Annotated in this window: 22 protein-coding genes, 1 tRNA gene and 1 other RNA gene; 10 read left to right on the top strand and 14 right to left on the bottom strand. The window is 65.7% G+C overall.

The annotated features are described in order from the left end of the window. Positions 1-20: 20 nt before the first annotated feature. The 10 genes from ACAX61_RS04855 to tkt form a co-directional block, all read right to left on the bottom strand. Positions 21-821, bottom strand: a complete 801-nt coding sequence (locus tag ACAX61_RS04855; protein ID WP_370713669.1) for an inositol monophosphatase family protein — start codon at positions 819-821, stop codon at positions 21-23. A 49-nt stretch (positions 822-870) separates the two neighbouring features. Next, entirely contained in the window at positions 871-1434 is a 564-nt protein-coding gene (gene efp / locus ACAX61_RS04860; RefSeq protein WP_325284041.1) for an elongation factor P, read from the bottom strand. 35 nt (positions 1435-1469) lie between these two features. Next, complete coding sequence (locus ACAX61_RS04865; RefSeq protein ID WP_370713670.1) at positions 1470-2108, bottom strand: M23 family metallopeptidase; 639 nt, start codon at positions 2106-2108, stop codon at positions 1470-1472. A gap of 4 nt (positions 2109-2112) precedes the next feature. After that, a complete protein-coding gene (locus ACAX61_RS04870) occupies positions 2113-3162 on the bottom strand; it encodes a L,D-transpeptidase family protein (RefSeq protein WP_370713671.1) in 1050 nt (349 codons plus the stop codon). Positions 3163-3233: 71 nt separating this feature from the next. Next, on the bottom strand, positions 3234-3920 hold the full coding sequence (gene thiE, locus ACAX61_RS04875; protein WP_370713672.1) for a thiamine phosphate synthase: 687 nt from the start codon (positions 3918-3920) through the stop codon (positions 3234-3236). Positions 3921-3972: 52 nt separating this feature from the next. Then, on the bottom strand, positions 3973-4878 hold the full coding sequence (locus ACAX61_RS04880) for a fructose bisphosphate aldolase (RefSeq protein ID WP_370713673.1): 906 nt from the start codon (positions 4876-4878) through the stop codon (positions 3973-3975). 88 nt (positions 4879-4966) lie between these two features. After that, positions 4967-6157: a phosphoglycerate kinase gene (locus ACAX61_RS04885; RefSeq protein WP_370713674.1), complete on the bottom strand. Its 1191-nt coding sequence runs from the start codon at positions 6155-6157 to the stop codon at positions 4967-4969. 9 nt (positions 6158-6166) lie between these two features. Next, positions 6167-6637: an MOSC domain-containing protein gene (locus ACAX61_RS04890; protein WP_370713675.1), complete on the bottom strand. Its 471-nt coding sequence runs from the start codon at positions 6635-6637 to the stop codon at positions 6167-6169. After that, the gene (gene gap, locus ACAX61_RS04895) at positions 6637-7641 is read right to left on the bottom strand and encodes a type I glyceraldehyde-3-phosphate dehydrogenase (RefSeq protein ID WP_370713676.1); all 1005 of its coding nucleotides are present in this window, start codon (positions 7639-7641) and stop codon (positions 6637-6639) included. Before gap ends, ACAX61_RS04890 begins: the two co-directional genes overlap by 1 nt. A 4-nt stretch (positions 7642-7645) precedes the next feature. Then, positions 7646-9631, bottom strand: coding sequence for a transketolase (gene tkt / locus ACAX61_RS04900; protein ID WP_370713677.1), 1986 nt, complete (start codon positions 9629-9631; stop codon positions 7646-7648). 143 nt (positions 9632-9774) lie between these two features. Between tkt and ACAX61_RS04905 the strand changes: the two genes are divergently transcribed. The 5 genes from ACAX61_RS04905 to ACAX61_RS04920 all read left to right on the top strand — a co-directional run bounded on the left by ACAX61_RS04905 (position 9775) and on the right by ACAX61_RS04920 (position 11217). Further along, on the top strand, positions 9775-9963 hold the full coding sequence (locus ACAX61_RS04905) for a hypothetical protein (RefSeq protein WP_370713678.1): 189 nt from the start codon (positions 9775-9777) through the stop codon (positions 9961-9963). Beyond that, positions 9963-10265, top strand: a complete 303-nt coding sequence (locus ACAX61_RS04910) for a cell division protein ZapA (protein ID WP_370713679.1) — start codon at positions 9963-9965, stop codon at positions 10263-10265. Before ACAX61_RS04905 ends, ACAX61_RS04910 begins: the two co-directional genes overlap by 1 nt. Before the next feature lie 12 nt (positions 10266-10277). Further along, positions 10278-10435: non-coding RNA, 6S RNA (gene ssrS / locus ACAX61_RS19605), on the top strand. A 3-nt stretch (positions 10436-10438) separates the two neighbouring features. Next, positions 10439-11011: a 5-formyltetrahydrofolate cyclo-ligase gene (locus tag ACAX61_RS04915; RefSeq protein WP_370713680.1), complete on the top strand. Its 573-nt coding sequence runs from the start codon at positions 10439-10441 to the stop codon at positions 11009-11011. Then, positions 11008-11217 carry a DUF2842 domain-containing protein gene (locus ACAX61_RS04920; protein WP_370713681.1) on the top strand — a complete coding sequence of 70 codons (210 nt, stop codon included), beginning with the start codon at positions 11008-11010 and terminating at the stop codon, positions 11215-11217. The genes ACAX61_RS04915 and ACAX61_RS04920 overlap by 4 nt, the downstream gene beginning before the upstream one ends. 98 nt (positions 11218-11315) lie before the next feature. Here the strand turns inward: ACAX61_RS04920 and ACAX61_RS04925 are convergent. After that, positions 11316-11392: transfer RNA gene (locus tag ACAX61_RS04925), tRNA-Asp, on the bottom strand. A gap of 45 nt (positions 11393-11437) precedes the next feature. Further along, positions 11438-12607 (bottom strand): AI-2E family transporter, encoded by a 1170-nt coding sequence (locus ACAX61_RS04930; protein WP_370714906.1) that lies wholly within the window; start codon positions 12605-12607, stop codon positions 11438-11440. 122 nt (positions 12608-12729) lie between these two features. Here ACAX61_RS04930 and ACAX61_RS04935 point away from each other — a divergent pair, with 122 nt between their 5' ends. Then, on the top strand, positions 12730-14199 hold the full coding sequence (locus ACAX61_RS04935; RefSeq protein ID WP_370713682.1) for an FGGY family carbohydrate kinase: 1470 nt from the start codon (positions 12730-12732) through the stop codon (positions 14197-14199). A 52-nt stretch (positions 14200-14251) separates the two neighbouring features. Then, positions 14252-14569 carry a PilZ domain-containing protein gene (locus tag ACAX61_RS04940; protein ID WP_370713683.1) on the top strand — a complete coding sequence of 106 codons (318 nt, stop codon included), beginning with the start codon at positions 14252-14254 and terminating at the stop codon, positions 14567-14569. A gap of 1 nt (position 14570) precedes the next feature. Here ACAX61_RS04940 and ACAX61_RS04945 read toward each other — a convergent pair whose 3' ends face one another. After that, the gene (locus ACAX61_RS04945) at positions 14571-14981 is read right to left on the bottom strand and encodes a (deoxy)nucleoside triphosphate pyrophosphohydrolase (protein ID WP_370713684.1); all 411 of its coding nucleotides are present in this window, start codon (positions 14979-14981) and stop codon (positions 14571-14573) included. 55 nt (positions 14982-15036) lie between these two features. Between ACAX61_RS04945 and ACAX61_RS04950 the strand changes: the two genes are divergently transcribed. From ACAX61_RS04950 to ACAX61_RS04960, 3 genes are all read left to right on the top strand, one after another. Then, positions 15037-15219, top strand: a complete 183-nt coding sequence (locus ACAX61_RS04950) for a Flp family type IVb pilin (protein WP_370713685.1) — start codon at positions 15037-15039, stop codon at positions 15217-15219. 136 nt (positions 15220-15355) lie between these two features. Beyond that, positions 15356-15532: a Flp family type IVb pilin gene (locus ACAX61_RS04955; RefSeq protein ID WP_370713686.1), complete on the top strand. Its 177-nt coding sequence runs from the start codon at positions 15356-15358 to the stop codon at positions 15530-15532. Between the two features lie 192 nt (positions 15533-15724). Then, entirely contained in the window at positions 15725-17227 is a 1503-nt protein-coding gene (locus ACAX61_RS04960; RefSeq protein WP_370713687.1) for a M23 family metallopeptidase, read from the top strand. A 38-nt stretch (positions 17228-17265) separates the two neighbouring features. On the opposite strand, the gene ACAX61_RS04965 is transcribed toward ACAX61_RS04960, so the two are convergent. After that, on the bottom strand, positions 17266-18876 hold the full coding sequence (locus ACAX61_RS04965; RefSeq protein ID WP_370713688.1) for an ATP-binding protein: 1611 nt from the start codon (positions 18874-18876) through the stop codon (positions 17266-17268). Between the last annotated feature and the right edge of the window lie 109 nt (positions 18877-18985).

Genomic DNA, 18985 nt, shown 5'->3' on the forward strand with positions numbered 1-18985 from the left:
GCCGGGTTCAGCAGGGTCGATCAGCGCAGTGCGCCGGCGACCAGCTTGTGCAGCTTTGAGTGAAGAACGTCATTCGCCGCCAGCACCTGCCTGCGTTCAAGCGCCTGATCGGCGCCGCGGAAATCAGTAACGAAACCACCGGCTTCCTTGACGATCAGGATGCCCGCCGCGATGTCCCAGCTCTGCAGGCCGCTTTCCCAAAAGCCGTCAAACCGGCCTGCGGCGACCCATGCGAGGTCGAGCGCCGCCGAGCCGAGTCGGCGAATCCCCGCCACTTCAGGCGCAACCGCACCGAAAATGCGCGTCCATTCGGGAAAATTTCCGTGGCCGAGAAACGGGATTCCTGTGGCGATCAGCGCGTCGTTCAGGTCGCGCCGCGCCGAAACGCGCAGCCGCTGGCCCGTCAGCCACGCACCGCGCCCCTTCTCGGCCCAGAAACCCTCGTCGGTCAACGGCTGATAGATCATGCCGTGAGTGATGCCGTTGCGCGGGTCCTCCACCGCGATCGAAATCGCGAAGTGCGGGATGCCGTGCAGGAAGTTGGTGGTGCCGTCGAGCGGGTCGATGATCCAGCGCGGCTTGTCGGGATCACCCTCGATCACGCCGCCTTCTTCCATCACGAAGCCCCAGTCGGGCCGCGCCTTCAGAAGTTCGTCGTACAGCGTGCGTTCGGCGCGCTGGTCGGCCATCGATACAAAGTCGGCCGGCCCCTTTTTGGAGACCTGAAGATGCTGGACCTCGTTGAAGTCGCGGCGCAGGCGAGGCGCCGCCTTGCGGGCGGCGCGCTCCATGACGGTGATCAGGCCGGATTGGGCAGTCATATCAAAACTCCTCCCCCTCCCCGGCGGAACGAGGAGGAGCTGTCAGCAATCAGTCGGCGCGACGGACGTATTCGCGCTCATACACGTCGACGACGATGCGCGTGCCCGACGAAATGTGCGGCGGCACCATCACGCGCACGCCATTGTCGAGGATCGCGGGCTTGTAGCTGGACGAAGCGGTCTGCCCCTTCACAACGGCATCGGCCTCGACGATCGTCGCTTCGACGGTGTCGGGCAGCTGGACGCTGATCGGGCGTTCGTCATGCAGTTCCATGACGACATCCATGCCGTCCTGAAGAAACTCGGCGGCATCGCCCAGAACGTCCTTCTCGAGCGTGATCTGCTCGTAATTTTCCTTGTCCATGAAGGTCAGCGTGTCGCCTTCGGCGAACAGGAACTGGAAATCCTTGGTATCCAACCGCACGCGCTCGACCGTTTCGGCCGAACGGAAGCGGACGTTGGTCTTGCGCCCGTCGATCAGATTCTTCATCTCGACCTGCATATAGGCGCCGCCCTTGCCGGGCTGGGTGTGCTGGATCTTGACCGCGCGCCAGATGCCGCCTTCATACTCGATGATGTTGCCGGGACGAATGTCCACGCCGCTGATCTTCATGACTGTACCTGTTGGAAAGAGCTGGTGCCCCGGCCTTAGCGGCGGCGGTCGGGATCGGCAAGAGAGGGGCCAGCCAGCAGCGGTGTCGGGTCGACGGCGCGTCCCTGCCACCAGCGGTCGCCCGGGGCCATGACGCTCATGCCGAAATGCAGGTGCGTGTTGCCGGGTCCGGCATTGCCGGTGTCGCCCACCGCGCCGATCGCCTGGCCCGCGCGAACGCGGTCCCCCTCCGCAATGCCGGGGGCATAGGCGGACAGGTGCGCGTAATAATAGCTCCATCGGCCATCGGGGGAGCGGACATAGAGCGTGTTGCCGCCCCCGCCCTCGCTCCAGTAAAGCTTTTCGACGGTACCATCGGCAGCGGCCAGGACCGGCGTGCCGCCCGGCGCCATGATGTCATTGCCCCGGTGCAGCCGCGCGCCGCCGTCGCGCGGATCGCCCCAGCTTGCGATAATATCCGCCCGGCTTATCCCGGCGACGGGCACGGTGAGCAGCCCACGCCCCCATGCGACGCGACCAGGCGGCGGCACGTCTGCGACAGCCGGTGACTGGATGTTGGGAGCGGGATTTGCGGGCTTCTCCGGCGCGCCCTCCCCACCAAAGCGAAGCATCGTGGCGAACAGGCCACCCGCAATGATGATCAGCGCGAGTATCGCCCAACCGAGTCGCGTCATCCCGTTATCGCTGAAAGACGGCCTTGGTCCCCGGCTTGACCATCATCGACAGTCGCGCGGCATCCCAGTTGGTCAGGCGGATACAGCCATTGCTTTCGGTCTTGCCGATATTCTGCGGCTCAGGCGTCCCGTGGATGCCGTAATGTTCCTTGGACAGGTCCATCCACACCACGCCGACCGGATTGTTCGGCCCCCGTGGCACCACCGTTTCCTTGGCGTCGGGCGCGCTGCCCGCGATCAGATCCGGGTCGAAGCGCCAGTCGGGGTTATAGGCGTTACCCTTGATCGTCCATTCGCCGATCGGTAGCGGGAATTGCGCTGAGCCCATGGTGGCGGGAAACTGGGCGATCAGCCTGTCGTTCGCGTCCATCACCTTCAGCACGCCTTCGCTTTCGTCGACGACGACATGATCGGCATCGGGCTGGTTGGCGTCGACGTTCAGATAGGCGACCGTCCGCTTCCACGTTGCATCGTCAATCGCATAATCGCGCGACGTCGGCAGCGCGTTGGGGACCACGATCCGCTGACCCGCCCGCAATGGGGTGTCGGCGCCGTTCAGGTCCACCAGCATCTGCGGCGAGGTGTGAAACATCTCCGCCAGCTTTTCGAGCGGGGAGCGATAGGGCACGCCCGATAGCTTCGCCTGGTCGGCATAATCATCGGGCGTGGGGTTCATGAACGGCCCGGCCAGCATCTGCGGCGCCAGCTCGACCGTCTTGGTCGGGCGCCAGCCGCGATGTCGCGACAGCGCCGCCAGCGTGGGCCGGTCCAGACGCCCCGTCACACCCAAGCCGCGACTTTCCTGAAAACCGCGCAACGCCGCCTTGAACGCGGGGCTGTCCTTGGCGTCGAGCAGGCCCGACGAAAAGCCCAGCTTCGACATGATGACCTGTGCGTGCAGCACATCACGGTCGATTGCAGTGGCGGGCGATGGCGTGGACGCTGCTACGGGCGCGCTTTCCTGCGCTGTCGCCTGTGGTGCGCTTGCAAATGCCAGTGCGGTTGCCGTTACCGCCGCGAGGCCCACGGCCCCCAACAACGCCCTGTCACGCATCTCGCTATGCCCCATTTTATTGCCTTTCGTTTCCTGACGAACGAGCAGGCGGGGCATTGTTTCCACATTCGCTATTCGAGCAGGTTGGCAAAGGCCCGCACGGCAGCTTCTTCATCACCGCCCCAGACGGCGCCAGAGACGGCAAGGAAATCGGCACCCGCCGCGATCAGGGGCGGCGCGTTTCCGGGCGTGATCCCGCCGATCGCGACGCAGGGCACCTCGAACAGCGTCGACCACCAGGACAGGATGACCGGCTCTGGCCGGTGGCGTACCTGCTTGGTGGTGGTGGGATAAAAGGCGCCGAACGCAACATAATCGGCCCCCGCCTCCCCCGCTTCCATCGCGAGATGGCGGCTGTCGTGACAGGTGACGCCGATCTGCGCCGATGGGCCGAGTACGGCACGCGCCTCTCGCGGGTCGCCATCGTCCTGGCCCAGATGCACGCCATCGGCGCCCAGCCGCTTTGCAAGGCTGATCGAATCGTTGACGATGAAGGCCACGTCATGGTCGGCGCAGATGCGCTGCAGTGGTTCGGCCAGCGCCGCCGCCTTGTGCTGATCGACGCCCTTTACCCGAAACTGGAACGCCGCCACCGGCCCGCCGCCCAACGCGCGCTTCAGCCGTTCGGGGAAAGCGTCGCCAACTTCGGTCGGGGAAATCAGATAAAGCTGGCACGGCGGGCGACGATCGTCGCGCCGGAACTGCGTCGCGAATTGGGGGTCGAGGGGTCCAAGCGGGTCGTCGTGCAAATCGGTCATGGCACGCGCGGTAGGACGGGAGCGCCGCGCACGCAACGCTCCCCATCTGTCATCAGGCCACGAGCGCGACCTTGCGCGTCGATGCGGCGTGGATTTCGTTGATGGCCGATCCCAGCGCCGAGTCGAATTCGCCGTCCGACATCTGGTGACGCAGATCGGACAGCAGCGCGCGGCTGAAGCTGGCGATCATGCCGCGATTCTTCGCCAGCTCGGCGCACGCCTCCGTCCGGGCAAAGCCGCCCGACAGTGCAACGACGCGCAGCACGCGGGGATGATCGACCAACGGGTCGAACAGACCGGCTTCGGCGGGAATCGACAGCTTCAACATCACCTTTTCATCGCCGGGCATGGCGTCCAGCGCCTTCAGCAGTTCGTCGCGCAGGATGCGGTCCGCCTCGGCACGTTCGGCGCTCTTGATGTTCACTTCCGGCTCGATGATCGGGACCAGACCGGCGGCCAGCACCTGTCGCGCCACTTCGAACTGCTGGCGCACCACGGCGGCAATGCCCGCCGGGTTGGCGAGATTGATGACCGACCGTTCCTTGGTGCCGAACACGCCCAGCCCGCGCGCGCGCGTCAGCAGCGCGTCCAGATCAGGCATGGGCTTCATCAGCTGAACGCCGTCAGCCTCCGCCTCCAGGCCCTTGTCGATCTTGATGAACGGCACGACGCCGCGTTCGATCAGCGCCTGCGGCGTCGGCTTGCCCTCCACCTGCCCGTCCATCGTGCGTTCGAACAGGATCGCGCCAAGCACCTTGTCGCCGGAAAAGCTGGGCGCGGTGATGATGCGCGCGCGCATATCGTGGATCAGGCTGAACATCGCCTCATCCGAATCCCATGCCCCTTCGTCAATCCCATAACCGGCCAGCGCCTTGGGCGTGGAGCCGCCCGATTGGTCGAGCGCGGCGATGAAGCCTTCACCATCGGCGATCCGGGCAGTCATGTCGGCAGTGTTCATCGCGTCGAGCCTCCGTTGGCTATGCATTTCTGCATACGTATGCGGATATGCATAGCCGCGCGGATGCCGCGCTGCAACGTCGCTGTCTTCAGCGCGACAGCGCGGCGACGCCGGGCAGTTCCTTGCCCTCCATCCATTCCAGGAATGCGCCGCCCGCAGTCGATACGAACGTCATCTCGCTCGCCACACCCGCCTGATTGAGCGCGGCCACCGTGTCCCCGCCGCCAGCGACCGACACCAGCGATCCTTCGCGCGTCAGGGCGGCAGCCGTACGAGCCAATGCCATGGTGGCGGTGTCGAAGGGGGGCGTCTCGAACGCGCCGAGCGGACCGTTCCACACCAGGGTGCGACAGGTTTTCAACACGTCGCCCAGCGTTTCAGTTGCAGCGGCGCCAATGTCGAGGATCATCTCGTCAGCGGCGACTTCATGGACATTTGCGGTCCGCACGCTGGGTGGATTGGGAGCGAATTCCTTCGACACCACCACGTCATAGGGCAGGTGGATGGTGCAGTTCGCTCGATCCGCCGCGTCGAAGATCTCCTCCGCGACAGGCACGAGGTCATGCTCGCACAGGCTCTTGCCCACATCGACTCCGCGCGCCGCCAGGAAGGTATTGGCCATGCCGCCGCCGATGATCAGGTGATCGACGCGCGCAACAAGATGCTTCAGCACGTCAAGCTTGGTCGATACCTTGGCGCCGCCGACCACCGCTGCGACCGGATGTTCGGGATTGCCCAGCGCCTTGTCCAGCGCGTCCAGTTCAGCCTCCATCTGCCGCCCGGCAAAGGCAGGCAGCCTTTGGGCCAGCCCCGCGGTCGAGGCATGGGCGCGGTGCGCGGCGGAAAAGGCGTCGTTGACGTAAAGGTCGCCCAGCGCGGCGAAACGGTCGACGATGACGGGATCGTTCTTTTCCTCCCCGCCAAAGAAGCGGGTGTTTTCCAGCAGCGCCACATCGCCCGGCTGCAGCATGGCGGCGGCTTCGGTGTCGCCTTCCCAGTCGATGTAGCGCACGGGGCGACCCAGCACGTCGGACAGCGGCTGTGTCAGTTGCGCGGTCGACAGGTCGGGGGTCGGCGCCTTCGGCCGGCCGAAATGCGCTAGGATCAACACGATCGCGCCGCGATCCGACAATTCGCTGACCGTCGGCACCGCCGCGCGCAGCCGGGTGTCATCGCTGACCTTGCCGTCGGCCATCGGCACGTTCAGATCCTCACGCACCAGCACGCGCTTGCCGGTGAGGTCGCCCATATCGTCCAGCGTCTTGAAGCTGCGTGCCATGTCTTGCTCCTACCCTTCGGTAATCTCGATCATATCGCCCACGGCGATGGTGCCGCCCGCAATCACCCGCGCCAGCGCGCCACCGCGCCAATCGGGAGTCAGCGCGGCCTTCAGCCCTTCGGCCACTTCCTCCATGCGACTGCACGGATCGCATTCCTGCGTGATTTCCAGCACCACCTCGCCAATGCGAAGCCGGGTGCCGGGCAGTTGCGGCAGGTCGAGGCCCTCGACCAGCAAATTCGCGCGGCGGTGCCACCACGGCAGGCTGTGGCCCGTTTCGGCCATCGCCGCGGCCCAGTCACCCGCCTCTATCAGCGACACCTGTCGTCGGCCGCGTCCGCCGGGCTTGACCGCACCACGAAAATCACCCGCCAGCCCGCCTTCGACACTGACCGAAACCTCGGCCAGCGTCTCGATCGGCCCGCGGGGTCGGGCGTGACGCGCAATGCCGCCCAGGCGGCCGGTCACGCCCGCCGTCATCAGATGAGCTTCGCCATCGCAGTCGCGGTGTCGACCATGCGGTTCGAGAAGCCCCATTCATTGTCGTACCAGCTGACCACGCGGACCAGCTTGCCGTCGATCACAGCCGTTTCCAGGCTGTCGACGGTCGAGCTGAACGGCGTGTGCACGATGTCGGCCGACACCAGCGGGTCCGCGCTGAACTCCAGCACGCCCTTCATCGGCCCTTCGGCAGCGGCGCGCAGCAGGTCGTTGACCTCCTCCTTGGTGGTTTCGCGACCGGGCATGAATGTCAGGTCGATCAGGCTGCCGTCGGGCACGGGCACACGCACGGCCGAACCGTCCAGCTTGCCCTTCAGTTCGGGCAACACTTCGCCCACGGCGCGCGCGGCGCCGGTGGTTGTCGGGATCATCGACATTGCCGCCGCACGCGCGCGGCGCAGATCGGGGTGGATCTGGTCGAGGATCTTCTGGTCGTTGGTATAGGCATGGACCGTCGTCATCAGACCGCGTTCGATGCCGATGGCATCGTTCAGCACCTTGGCGACGGGGGCCAGGCAGTTGGTGGTGCACGACGCGTTCGACACGATGGTGTGTTCGGCGGTCAGCTTGTCGTGGTTGACGCCGTAAACGACGGTCAGGTCGACATTCTTGCCGGGTGCAGAGATCAGCACCTTCTTCGCGCCCGCCGCGATATGCTTTTCGCACGACGCCTTGTCGGTGAAGAAGCCGGTGCATTCCAGCACCAGTTCGACGCCGTTCTCGGCATGGGGCAGATTGGCGGGATCGCGCTCGGCCGTCACCTTGATGTGCTTGCCGTCGATGACGATGTCGTTGCCGTCGGCAGCGACTTCGCCCGGATAGCGGCCATGCACCGAATCGCGGCTGAACAGCCAGGCGTTCGACTTGGCGTCCGACAAATCGTTGATCGTCACCAGTTCCAGCCCGCAATCGGGCCGCTCGAGGATCGCACGCGCCACCAGGCGGCCGATGCGTCCGAAGCCGTTGATCGCAACCTTGGTCATGCGTTTATTCCTTCCCAGCTTTCAGCCGTTCCTTGACGGCGCGCGTGATGTTTTCAGGCGTCAGCCCGAACTTGGCATAGACATGGTCGATCGGACCCGAAGCACCCCAGCCGTCGATGCCGAAGCGCAGCCCGTTCACCATGGTATAGCGTTCCCAGCCCAGCGTCGTGCCGGCCTCGATCGAAACGCGCAGGATCTGCGACGGGTCGACATCGGGCAGCACGTCGTCGCGGTAATCGGCTGGCTGCGCTTCGAACCGCTCCCAGCACGGCATTGACACCACATCGGCGCCGATCCCGTCCGCTTCCAGCAATTCGCGTGCCTTGGCCGCGATTTCAACCTCCGACCCCGTGGCGATCAGGATCACCCGGCGCTCCGCCTCGGCCGCGAACAGGCGATAGGCGCCACGCGCCGTCTTCATGCCGCCATCGGTGCGAAGCTGGGGCAGGTTCTGGCGGCTGAGCGCCAGCACCGACGGACCATCCTGCTTGGCCAGCGCCAGCGCCCAGCATTCCGCCGTCTCGATCGTGTCGCACGGGCGATAGACGTCGAGGTTGGGGATCAGGCGCAGGCTGGTCAGATGCTCGATCGGCTGATGGGTCGGACCGTCCTCGCCCAGACCGATCGAATCGTGCGTCAGGACATAGATGACGCGCGCATTCTGAAGCGCCGACAGGCGGATCGCGCTGCGCGCATAGTCAGAGAAGACCAGGAACGTGCCGCCATAGGGAATGACGCCGCCATGCAGCGCCAGGCCGTTCATCGCCGCCGCCATGCCGAATTCGCGGATGCCATAGGAGATATAGCGGCCGCCATAATTGTCGGCATCCAGCGGCCCGGTCGCCTTGGTGCGGGTGTTGTTCGAACCCGTCAGGTCGGCCGAACCGCCGACCATGTCGGGGATCGCGGCGGTCAGCACTTCGAGCGCCAGTTCCGACGCCTTGCGCGTTGCGACCTTCTTGGGATCGGCCAGCAGCGCGGCGATATGTTCGCCCGCAGGATCGCCGGCGGGAAGTTCGCCGCGCATCCGGCGCTCGAATTCCTCACGCGCCCCATGCGATTCGAGACGGCTTGTCCAAGCCGCGCGCGCTTCACCGCCGCGCTTGCCCGCCGCCAGCCACACTTCACGGATGTCGTCCGGAATGAAGAACGGCTCGTGCGCCCAGCCCAGCGCTTCGCGCGCGCCGGCGATTTCGGCGGCGCCCAGCGGCGAGCCGTGGCTGCCGGAGGTGCCCGCCTTGGTCGGTGCGCCCTTGCCGATGATGGTGCGGCAGCGGATCAGCGTCGGCAAGTCGCTGGCGACCGCCTCGTCCATCGCGCGGGCGATGTCGGCATGGTCATGGCCGTCACATTCGACAACGTGCCAGCCGGTCGCGCGGTAGCGGGCGGGAATATCCTCGCTCGACGATTTGGAGACCGCGCCATCGATGGTGATGCGGTTATCGTCCCACAGCACCTTCAGCCGACCCAGCTTCAGGTGCCCGGCCAGACCGATCGCTTCGTGATTAATGCCTTCCATCAGGCACCCGTCGCCCGCGATCACCCAGGTACGGTGGTCGACCAGTTCGTCGCCGTAATGGGCGTTCAGGTGCCGCTCGGCAATCGCCATGCCGACCGCCATGGCCAGGCCCTGCCCCAGCGGGCCGGTCGTCGCCTCGATGCCCGGTAGTTCGAAATTTTCAGGGTGGCCCGCGCACGGGCTGCCGATCTGGCGGAATGCCTTGATGTCCTCGATCGTCGGGCGGGCAAAGCCGGTCAGGTGCAGCAGCGCATAGATCAGCATCGAGCCATGGCCCGCCGACAGCACGAAGCGGTCGCGGTCGGCCCAATGCGGGTCGGCGGCGTCAAACTTCAGATATCGCTGCCACAGCACCGTCGCGACATCGGCCATGCCCATCGGCATGCCGGGGTGCCCCGAATTGGCCGCTTCAACCGCATCCATCGCAAGGGCGCGAATCGCATTCGCGCAGTCGGTGTCGCTAATCTGCATCGCCACTCCGTTGAGGCGCCAGCCGACGGGCCACGCCGTTCGGCTGGAGCCTTTGGGACGCACTGGCGTCCGCGTCAACCGGGCGAGCGTTGCTCATTTGCATCGCCGCTTGCCCGCGAATCTGCGGATGCTATTGATTCGGCATGGAGGCAGATGATCCGCACCCCGCCATTCGCCGCATCGAGGCCGCCGTCGCGCGGATCGAACGCGCGGCCGCCACACGCGCCTATGCCGCCGATTCGCTGGCCCGGCGTCACGCCGCGCTGCGTACGCGCATGGAGGAAGCCGTTGCAGTGCTTGACGAACTGATTGCGCGGGAAGGAAAAAGCTGATGCCACAGGTCAGTTTCGATGTGGCCGGGCGCCCATATACCGTCGGTTGCCGATCGGGGGAGGAACCCCATCTACGCGCGCTGGCGGAGCGGCTCAATGCACTGAGCGCCGCCGCCGACCGCGCATCGGGTGGGCACAGCCCTGAGCGGACATTGCTGTATATTGCGCTGATGCTGGCCGATCAGTTGAGCGACATGGAACACGCCCCCGCAACCGGCGTACCCGCTCCGTTGCTCGACCGATTGGCGGAGCGGCTGGAAGCAATCGCCACGGCCCTTGAGGAAGAGCCCGCGAACGCCTAGATTGGCTGTCGGCGGGTACTGCCCGGTACGAGCTTTAGCGATTATCCCTGAGGCGATACTTAACATCCAAGGGGGCTGTCCCTGCCCGGACCCTGGTCCGAAGTACATGGCTCCCACCTGACGTTTGGGCGTCAGAGGATATTCAAGCAAACGGCCATGGCGGTCCCGCCACCTTGAACCCCGCCCCCACCCCCCCCCTGGACAAGCGCGCCCTGCGCGCCCGATTGCGCGCCGAGCGCGATGCGTTCGTCGCGGGCGCGCCGGCGGCGATCATGCCGCCCGCCCCCTATCTGGCGCGGCTAAAGCCCGGCCTGTGCGTCGCCGCCTATCTGCCGCTGGGGTCGGAGGCCGATCCGGCGCTGCTGGCGGATGCCGCGCGTGCCGCAGGATGCGTGCTGGCGCTGCCGCGCACCGTCGACCGGGCGACGCCCATCGCATTTCACCGCTGGCTGCCGGGCGACCCCATCGAAACCGCCGCCTATGGCCTGCGCCAGCCGCTGGCCGATTCGCCGCCCATTGCGCCCGACATCGTGCTGGTCCCGCTGGTCGGGTTCGATTCGGACGGCAACCGGCTGGGCCAGGGGGCTGGCCATTACGATCGCGCGCTGGCCGCGCTGCCGCATGTCTGGACGCTGGGCGTTGCATGGTCGATGCAGCGCGTGGCGGCGTTGCCCGTTGATCCATGGGACCGGCCGCTGGATGCGATCGTCACCGAAACCGGCCTGTTCGAAAGGAAGCCCGCATGACCCCTTCATGGCGCAAGCCCGCCGGCGCGTTGCTGATCGTCGGCCTGATCCTGTTCTGGGCAGTGCTGGTGGCCAGCTTTTCCGGCAGCATCGGACAGTTGCACCCGCTGCTGCAGGCGCTGGTCTATGTTTTCACCGGGATCATCTGGATTGCGCCGCTGAAACCGCTGCTGCGATGGATGGAAACGGGCCGCTGGCGCGCCTGAGCGCGCCGCCGCCGACCCCAAGATGCGGCCACATGGCCGAAAAGCAATAAAGCCCGGTCATCAATCGATGACCGGGCTTTATTATACTCGCCAAGTAATGGCGCGAGTGACGGGGCTCGAACCCGCGACCTCCGGCGTGACAGGCCGGCGCTCTAACCAACTGAGCTACACCCGCGTATCGTTGCGAGGACGCGGCCTCTAGACGGGGGTTCAGGACCTGTCAACTCGCCTCATCATTCTTTTTTTGAAAAACTGGATGACGGGCGCCGGGACGGCTGACCAGCGTGCCATGTTCGAACAGGAAGCCGGCGATATCGGGCTTTCCTGCGGCGTTCACGACGGTCTGCACGATGATCAGCAGCGGCACCGCCAGCAACGCGCCCGGTGTGCCCCACACCCATCCCCAGAAGCTGAGGGAGACGAGAATCAGGATCGGGCTGATTGTCAGCCGGTGCCCTACCACAAGCGGCGTGATCGCGTTCGCCTCAACCAGATGCGCGCCGGTCATGATGACGGCAGGCAACAACGCCCACCAGAGTTCGTCAAAGGTCATCAACCCGCCCAGCGCCAGCAGCGCTGCCGCCATCACCGGCCCGAAATACGGAATGTAATTCAGCAGGGCGACGATCCCGCCCCACATCAGCGGCGTGGGCATACCGATCAGATACAGCGCTCCCGCGACGATCAGTCCCAGCATCACGTTGATTACGGTGATGGTGCCCAGATAGGCGGAGGTATCGTCCACCACGTCCTGAATCACCCGCGCTGTCGCCAGCGCGCCGCCAAAGCTGGTCCGGCTGGTGATCGCCGCCCGCCGCAACCGGGTCCAGCCCGACAGAAAGAAATAAATGACCAGAATGGCGAAGAACATTTCGATCAACGCCGACGGCGCCGATGTACCGACCAGATCGACCAGGCCCGTGGGCGGCGTGGCGGCCACCGTCGCGGGGGCTTCGCGCGTCGGCACGGTCGCGAAATTCTCGATCGTGCGATTCACGAATCGCTCGGCATTCGAATAAAAGTCGATCAGCGGTTTGACGTTCGACTGGATCAGTTGAATCCGCTCCGGCAACAGGCGCACCCATTCCCATGCGGGCACCACGATGGACGCCAGCGCCGCGTTCGCAGCGGCCAGAAACACGATCACACAGGTAAAGGCCGCCAGCGGCGCAGGCAGTCCGCGGCGCTCCAGCCATTCCAGCGCCGGCACCAGCGCGATGGCGATGACGATCGCGGCGGTCAGCGGCAGGAAGAATTCCGAGCCTGCCTGAAGCGCAAAGGGAAGCGCCAGGAACAGGCCCGCACCCGCCATCAGCGTCAATGCCGCCAGCAATCGGTCACGGCGAAGTTCCTCCACCGCCTCGTCCGGAATCGGCGGTACGGGTGGCAGGGCGGGATGGCGGTCGTCTGACAGGGGATGGTCACTCACGCCCTGTTCCTAGCGCGTCGGGGGGCGGGGCGGAATGGCCCATGACTGGCGAACGCAGCGCCCCTGCCCTAGGGCTGTGGGCCATGAGCGACCTGATCCTCGTCCTGGACGAAGGCACGACATCGACGCGCGCGATGCTGTTCGACGCCGACGGCAATTGCCACGCCAGCGAAAACGCGCCGATCGACCAGCATTATCCCCGCCCCGGCTGGGTCGAACATGACGCGGCCCAGATCTGGGCACGGACGCTGACCGTGGGCCGGGCTGCCGTGGCGCGCGCGGGCGGTGCGGAACGAGTCGCGGCACTAGGGATCGCCAATCAGCGCGAAACGGTGGTGTTCTGGTCGCGCCGCACGGGCGAGCCGCTGGCCCCCGCCATCGTCTGGCAGGACCGCCGAACGGCCGAACTGTGCCGCGACCTGCAGACGCGGGGCGAGGAAGCGGGCGTGCAGGCACGCACCGGCTTGCTGCTGGACCCGTATTTTTCGGGCACCAAGATCACCTGGGCACTGGAACACTGGCCACAGCTTCGGGAGGCGGGCGACGACCTGCTGATCGGGACGGTCGAAAGCTGGCTGGTGTGGAAGCTGACCGGCGGGCTGCACGTCACCGATGCCAGCAACGCGTCGCGCACCTTGTTGATGGGTTTGGGTAGCGGCCAGTGGGACGACGGCCTGGTCGATCTGTTCGGGGTTCCGCGCGGTTCACTGCCCATGATCGTCGACAATGCTGGCGATTTTGGCACCACGGATGCCTTTGGCGGGCAGATACCGATTCGCGGGCTGGCGGGCGATCAACAGGCGGCAACCATCGGCCAGGCCTGTCTGGCGCGTGGAGAAGTCAAGGCGACCTATGGCACGGGCGCCTTCATCCTCGCCAATTGCGGCGCCACGCCGCCCCCGTCGCGCCACCGGCTGCTGGCGACGGTGGGATGGCAACTAGGCGGGCGGCGAACCTATGCGCTGGAAGGGTCGGTGTTCGTCGCGGGCAGTTTGATGCAATGGCTGCGCGATGCGATGGGCGTGATCACCGATGTGGCCGACAGTGCGGCGATCGCGGCATCGGTGGCGGATAATGGCGGCGTCTATTGCGTGCCCGCGCTTGCCGGCATGGGCGCGCCGTGGTGGCAACCCGAAGCGCGTGCGGCGATCACCGGGCTCAGCTTTTCGACCGGGCGGGCACATCTGGTCCGCGCTGCGCTGGAATCGATGGCGCATCAGACGCTCGACCTGAAACAGGCATTTGCTGCTGACGGGGCTGACTGGATGCGGCTGCGAATCGATGGCGGCATGGTTGGCAACGACTGGATGGCGCAGGATCTGGCGGACATGCTCGACCTGCCCATCGAACGACCGCGATTTGCCGAGACGACGGCGCTGGGCGCGGCGATGCTGGCGGCGGTGGGATTCGGCTGGTTCGATGGTCTGGAGCGCGCCGCGACCATGCGGGGCACGGTCGAATCATTCACTCCGGCCCTGTCCGCAGATGCGCGCGCGGTTCGTATCCACGGCTGGCGCGATGCGGTAGAGGCGGCAATGGCCAAGGCGAGGTGACAAGAACGGCTTAACCCTTTCGGGCTAGAATCGCCGCCGGAAGGAAGTGATCGTGCCGCGTACCCCCCTACCCGTCGACAGCGACGAGGAACGCGCCCAGTTGCGGCTGACCGCCCAGCCACAGGCGTGGGGCGAGCCGCTTGCCGACCATCATGAGATCGAATTGCTGGACGTTTCGGCCACCGGCGCGCGAATCGGCACATATCGCTGCTTTCACCCCGGTCAGACGGTTTATCTGACGGTTGATCAGATCAAATCCATTTCCTGCGAGATACGCTGGGCCCGCGCGGGGGAGATCGGGCTGGCGTTCAAGCGGACGCTGAACGTCGCCATGCTCGAACATCTCGCCACCGCGCACCGGGCGCGATAACTCAGATCAGCGCTTCGATCAGGCCGATCAGCGGGCGGTCGGCGGGTGGCATGTCCAGCCGGTGCAGCTCGACCGGGCGGACCCATTTCAGCGCATCGGCGTGGCGCGCGTTGACCACGCCCCGCCATTTGCGAAGCGCAAAAAGCAACAACAACAGGTGGCGCTCCCCCAGCGGTTCACTGGCGAAGACGGCGGGCGCAAGGCACGCCTGCTCGACATCGATTCCCAGTTCCTCGTGCAGTTCGCGTATCAGCGCGCCCTCAGGCGTTTCGCCCGCTTCCACCTTGCCGCCTGGAAATTCCCACAGGCCTGCCATCGGCTTTCCAGCGGGGCGGCGCTGGACCAGCACCCGGCCATCGCCGTCGACCAGCGCAGCCGCCGCAACCAGCAGGATCGGACGTTCCGAACCCATTTCCTTAACCCCTTTTCACTATGAACCGCGCCGAATTTTACGAACGGGGAATGTCATGGCGCGATGGACGGGACTGGCGCAACGGATTCTGGCCGACCGTCGTGGTGTGACCGTGGTCGAATACGCCCTGATCGTTGCGCTGATCGTACTGGCAATCGTTGCCACCGTCACCGACGTGGCGGGAGCGACAATTGCGCTTTGGAACACCGTTGATGTGCGCGTCGACGACGTGATGTGACGCCCCGGAACCGCAAAATTTAATCCGCCTGACGGCTTAAACCATTTCCTAACCCTAGCCCGATATCGTCGCGATGCTTGCTCGAAGGACCAGTCGGGCAGCCGGGTTTTGAAGCTTTGTACCGATGGAGACCGGAATGCAGAAGATTCGCAAGATTTTTGCCGACAACAAGGGCGCGACCGCAATCGAATACGGCCTGATTGCCGCCCTGATCGCCGTTGCAGCGATCACCGCCATGACCGCCATCGGCACCAACCTGAACGCCACCTTCGGCACGGTTTCCAGCAGCATCCAGACCGAAGCGCCGCAATAAGGGCTTTTTTAAGGGCGTGCGGGGCGGCAGAGCGAAGGCTCTGCCGCCCTTGCTTTGATCGGGTGATCGCCACCCATGCGCAGCCCGCCGCATATGGCTTTCTGATCCTTCCAGTTAATTTGACTTTAGCACCTGTCCGGCACAACCGGAACGTCGTGGCGGGATTGCCGGACGGCGGGGGCCGAGTGACACGTGTTTCTGAACGACGACCAGCATTGGCTTGACGGATCGGGCACCGGCACGCGGGCCAATGGCCGCTCGCGCGCGCTGGCGTTACCCCCACCTTCTCGGCTCGAGCAACTGCGGCAAGTACTGGCCAAATTCGATCCTGTCGTTGATCTTGGCTCCGACATCGGATCGCGCCGCTGGATTCGCGGCGCTGCGACGTGTTTCGGGCTGTGTGCCATCACCGTCGCGCTGGCGCCTGATTTCGACCGGCCGATTCACGTCCCGGCCGCGCCGCTGTCGACGACCGACCGCGATGAACTAGCCTCGCAATCGATCGCCCCCCTTGGCTTCGGCGCCACCAGTGGCCGCCGGATCGGTGCGACCGGTGCCGTGGCGCCGCTGGCCGATACGCCGGAGCGACCGACACTCAACCTTTCCGCGACGCTGGCGGGCGGCGACAACCTGGCGCGCACGCTACGTCGCAGCGGCGTCAGCGCGAGCGAGGCCGACCGCGCCGCCGCGCTGGTGGCGGAGGCAGTGCCGCCCCGCGACATCCGCGCAGGTACGCGCATCGACCTGACCCTGGGCCGCCGCGCCAGCCGCGATGTGCCGCGCCCGTTGGACCGGCTGGCCTTTCGCGCGCGCTTCGACCTTGCGCTCGAACTGGCGCGGCAGGACGGTGCGTTCGTGCTCAAGCGGATTCCGATCGCGATCGATTCGACACCGCTTCGCATTCGCGGCCGCGTGGGCGGCAGCCTGTACCGCTCTGCCCGCGCTGCCGGCGCGCCGGCCAAGGTGGTCGAAGCGTTTATCCGACAGATCGCGACACGCGTGCCGATGGCACGAATCGGCAGCGATGACGAATATGAGCTGATCGTCGAACAGGATCGCGCCGCCACGGGCGAAGTGCGGCAGGGCAAGCTGCTTTATGCCGCCGTCCGTCAGGGCAAACGCGAGACCCGGCTGGTTCGCTGGGACCGCGGTGGCCGCACCGAATGGTTCGATCCGCGCGGCGTAGGCGAGCGGCGCGGCATGATGGCCATGCCGGTCGCGGCGCGCATCTCGTCCGGATTTGGCTGGCGCCGTCATCCGGTGCTTGGCTTTCGGCGGCTGCACAAGGGCATGGACTTTGCCGCGCCGCATGGCAGCCCGATCCGCGCGGCGACCGATGGTGTCGTCGGCTTTGCCGGACGGAACGGCGGCTATGGCAATTTCGTCAAGCTCGTCCACGGCAGCGGGCTGGCCACCGGCTATGGCCATATGAGCCGCATTGCGGTGCGTCGCGGCGAACGCGTCACTCGTGGGGAAGTCATCGGCTATGTCGGCTCGACCGGACTGTCGACGGGGCCGCATCTGCATTACGAACTGTGGCGCAATGGCGTGCCGGTCAATCCGACCTCGGTCAGCTTTACCACTACCTCGCAGCTTTCGGGCCAGGACCTGCGCGATTTCCGTTCGCACGTATCGCAGTTGATGTCAGCGCCTGTCGGCGGTTCGCGCGAGCCCGCAGGGGAATCGGGCGAATAGCCGCGCCTCTCCGGCGCGCTGCCGGGGAGCGCGATCCGTCAGTGCCGCTGGCTGCGCCAGCGCTTGATTGTCCGCTGAAGCGCCGCGTCACCGCCACCGGCCTGTCGCCACAGCGCGCTGAACGACGGATCGTCCGATGCCGGGCGGCGATCTTCCTCCAGCGTGTCGAACAGCACCCTAACGGGCGTCGCCACACCTTCCCCACAGATGATGCATTCGCGGTTCCGCAGGGCCGGAATGGCATCGAGGAAGCCGCGCGCACCTTCGGGCATCGCCGCTCGGACAAATGCCTGGTCGCGGTCGTTGTTCAGGCGCATGGAAATGATGGTGCCGCATTGCGACAGCACGCCTTCGGCAAGATCCGACGGCCGCTGGGTAATCAGGCCCAGCGACACGCCATATTTCCGGCCTTCCTTGGCGATGCGGCTCAGGATCCGGCCGACCGACGACGTTTCCGCATGGCGTTCATTGGGCACATAACGGTGCGCCTCTTCACAGACGAGCAGCACCGGCCGAACCGGCTCCCCGCGTGACCAGATGGCGAAATCGAACACCATGCGGCTCAGCATCGCCACCACAACGGTCGTGATCTCCGACGGCACGCCCGAGACGTCGATGATCGAGATCGGTCGCCCGTCGGCCGGCATGCGGAAGATGCGCTGGATGAACGCCGCCATCGTGTCCGCCACCAACATGCCCGAAAACATGAAGGCGTATCGCGGATCGCCCTTCACCTCGTCTACTTTGGTCTTGAGCCTCAGATAGGGCGCCGTATCGCCAGCGCGGTCCATCTTGCCCATTTCCGCCTGGATCGACGCCGTCAGGTCGCTGAGCAAATACGGGATGGGTGAATCGACGGTCAGCTTGACCTCTGCCGCCAGCCGGTTCTTCGCACGGGCGGCGATCAGGCATTTGGCGAGGATGTCGGCGTCGATCTGTCGCTGTGACCCCGTGCTGGTCAGGAACACTTCGCAATGTTCCTCGAAATTCATCAACCAATAGGGCATCGCCAGATTGCCGACGTCATAGATCGCACCCGTGGCGGCGAAGGCGGTGGCATATTCGCCGTGCGGGTCGATCATGACGATGTGCCCCTGCGGCGCGGCCTGACAGATGCGATGCAGGATCAGCGCGGCGGCGGTCGACTTGCCGGTGCCGGTAGAACCCAGCAGCGCGAAATGCTTGCCCAGCATTGCGTCCACGTACAGCGACGCCTGAATGTCGCGGGTGGGATAGACGGTGCCGACACGCACATTGGCACGGTCATCGGTCGAGTAGACCTGGTTCAGGTCGCTGGTCGAAACGGGAAACACCGCCGCGCCGGGGGTAGGATAGCGGGTCACGCCGCGACGGAAGCGATAGAGCTTGCCCGTCAGCTTTTCCTCATCCCCCTCCCCCAGAAAGTCGATCTGGGCGATCATGTTCGCGCCGTTGTCGGATGCCAGCTTCAGCGTGCGAACGCTGGCCAGCAACCAGCTTGCGCCGCTGCGGATCTTGATCAGGCTGCCCAGTTGCGCAGCGGCGGCCAGCGTTTCGTCGGCCTCCCCGCTCAGCGCCTCGACCGCCGCACGGTCAAAGACGACGCAGCTGGACGATCCGGCAATTTCGGTGACCATCCCGATGGGGCGCATACCGGATTCCGATCCCATGGCCCCAACCGGCTGTGCCGCCGACGACACCGGCGAGGAGGGGCTTTCCGCAGCCCGCGCAAACGCTTCACCATCCATATCGGATGGAAATAAGCCACCGGAGGTAAAT

Source organism: Sphingomonas sp. IW22 (assembly GCF_041321155.1).
In the GTDB taxonomy this organism is placed as follows: domain Bacteria; phylum Pseudomonadota; class Alphaproteobacteria; order Sphingomonadales; family Sphingomonadaceae; genus Sphingomonas.